Origin of the sequence: Paracoccus alkenifer (assembly GCF_900108405.1) — a bacterium.
Taxonomy (GTDB): Bacteria; Pseudomonadota; Alphaproteobacteria; order Rhodobacterales; family Rhodobacteraceae; genus Paracoccus; species Paracoccus alkenifer.
This window is the reverse complement of record NZ_FNXG01000005.1, coordinates 1-2,500: the sequence shown is the minus strand read 5'-3', so window position 1 is coordinate 2,500 and position 2,500 is coordinate 1. Positions and strand designations below refer to the sequence as shown.

General features: G+C 55.8%; 2 rRNA genes (1 of these 2 cut by a window edge). Both read left to right on the top strand.

Features of this window, described 5'->3' with window-relative positions:
* Positions 1-2,163, top strand: a 23S ribosomal RNA gene (locus BLW83_RS12095); it begins 667 nt to the left of the window's first position.
* 87 nt (positions 2,164-2,250) lie between these two features.
* Positions 2,251-2,365 (top strand): 5S ribosomal RNA (gene rrf, locus BLW83_RS12090).
* Positions 2,366-2,500 lie beyond the last annotated feature (135 nt).

Here is a 2,500-nt window from a genome sequence, read left to right as displayed (position 1 = left end):
GGGCGCTTGAGTCAGACGGATCAGACCCGAAACCAGATGATCTAGCCATGTGCAGGCTGAAGGTTGGGTAACACCAACTGGAGGGCCGAACCGACACCCGTTGAAAAGGGTCCGGATGACGTGTGGCTAGGGGTGAAAGGCCAATCAAATCTGGAGATAGCTGGTTCTCCGCGAAAGCTATTTAGGTAGCGCGTCGATTGTATTCTCCCGGGGGTAGAGCACTGCATGGATGATGGGGGCCCACAGCCTTACTGAGTCTAAGCAAACTCCGAATACCGGGAAGAACTGATCGGCAGACACACGGCGGGTGCTAACGTCCGTCGTGGAAAGGGAAACAACCCTGACCAACAGCTAAGGCCCCCAATTCGTGGCTAAGTGGGAAAGCATGTGAGACTTCCAAAACAACCAGGAGGTTGGCTTAGAAGCAGCCATCCTTTAAAGATAGCGTAACAGCTCACTGGTCTAGTCAAGAGGTCTTGCGGCGAAGATGTAACGGGGCTCAAGCCACGAGCCGAAGCTTTGGGTGCACGTATGTGCGCGGTAGCGGAGCGTTCTGTGATATAGAACGCTGCCTCTTTTGCTTGCTTGCAAGCAACGGAGGCAATGTTCTGACTGTGAAGCCGGGGCGTAAGCCATCCGGTGGAGTGATCAGAAGCGAGAATGTTGACATGAGTAGCGACAAACAGGGTGAGAGACCCTGTCGCCGAAAGTCCAAGGGTTCCTGCTTAAAGCTAATCTGAGCAGGGTAAGCCGGCCCCTAAGGCGAGGCAGAAATGCGTAGTCGATGGGAACCAGGTTAATATTCCTGGGCCAGGAGATGGTGACGGATCCTCAGGGTTGTTCGATCTTAACGGATTGATCGGGCAGCTGCGGGGTCCCTGGAAATAGCCCTCCATGAGACCGTACCCGAAACCGACACAGGTGGACTGGTAGAGAATACCAAGGCGCTTGAGAGAACCACGTTTAAGGAACTCGGCAAAATACCTCCGTAAGTTCGCGAGAAGGAGGCCCGGTTGATGGGCAACCATTGGCCGGGGGCACAAACCAGGGGGTGGCGACTGTTTACTTAAAACACAGGGCTGTGCGAAGCCGCAAGGCGACGTATACAGTCTGACGCCTGCCCGGTGCCGGAAGGTTAAAAGGAGAGGTGCAAGCCTTGAATTGAAGCCCCGGTAAACGGCGGCCGTAACTATAACGGTCCTAAGGTAGCGAAATTCCTTGTCGGGTAAGTTCCGACCTGCACGAATGGCGTAACGATCTCCCCGCTGTCTCAAACGTGGACTCAGCGAAATTGAACTGCCCGTGAAGATGCGGGCTACCCGCGGTTAGACGGAAAGACCCCATGCACCTTTACTATAGCTTCGCACTGGCATCAGGATTGTGATGTGCAGGATAGGTGGTAGGCTTTGAAACGGGGACGCCAGTTCCCGCGGAGCCTCCCTTGAGATACCACCCTTCGCACTCTTGATGTCTAACCGCGGTCCGTTATCCGGATCCGGGACCCTGCGTGGTGGGTAGTTTGACTGGGGCGGTCGCCTCCCAAAGAGTAACGGAGGCGCGCGAAGGTTGGCTCAGAGCGGTCGGAAATCGCTCGTTGAGTGCAATGGCAGAAGCCAGCCTGACTGCAAGACTGACAAGTCGAGCAGAGACGAAAGTCGGCCATAGTGATCCGGTGGTCCCGAGTGGAAGGGCCATCGCTCAACGGATAAAAGGTACGCTGGGGATAACAGGCTGATGATGCCCAAGAGTCCATATCGACGGCATCGTTTGGCACCTCGATGTCGGCTCATCTCATCCTGGGGCTGGAGCAGGTCCCAAGGGTACGGCTGTTCGCCGTTTAAAGAGGTACGTGAGCTGGGTTTAGAACGTCGTGAGACAGTTCGGTCCCTATCTGCCGTGGGTGTAGGATACTTGAGAGGAGTTGCCCCTAGTACGAGAGGACCGGGGTGAACGTTCCACTGGTGGACCTGTTGTCGTGCCAACGGCACAGCAGGGTAGCTATGAACGGACAGGATAAACGCTGAAGGCATCTAAGCGTGAAGCCCCCCTCAAAACAAGGTATCCCTTGAGAGCCGTGGAAGACCACCACGTCGATAGGCCAGAGGTGTAAGCGCAGCAATGCGTTCAGCTGACTGGTACTAATGGCTCGATTGGCTTGATTTGATCCGGAAGAAGACAGTCCGTCTTCTCCAAAGCATCCTTGGACAACACCTGCCCCGAAAGGGGCAACGCTGAGCGTTTCTTCCCCGGTCTGGTGGCCATAGCACGAGCGAAACACCCGATCCCATCCCGAACTCGGCCGTTAAGCGCCGTCGCGCCAATGGTACTGCGTCTCAAGACGTGGGAGAGTAGGTTACCGCCAGACCTGGAAAGAAACGCAAATCACTCTGAAACGATCACTAAACCCCGCATCAAGATACCAGCGGGAAGCTGCACCAAAACGCAGCAATTGGCGCGGGGTAGAGCAGCCCGGTAGCTCGTCAGGCTCATAACCTGAAGG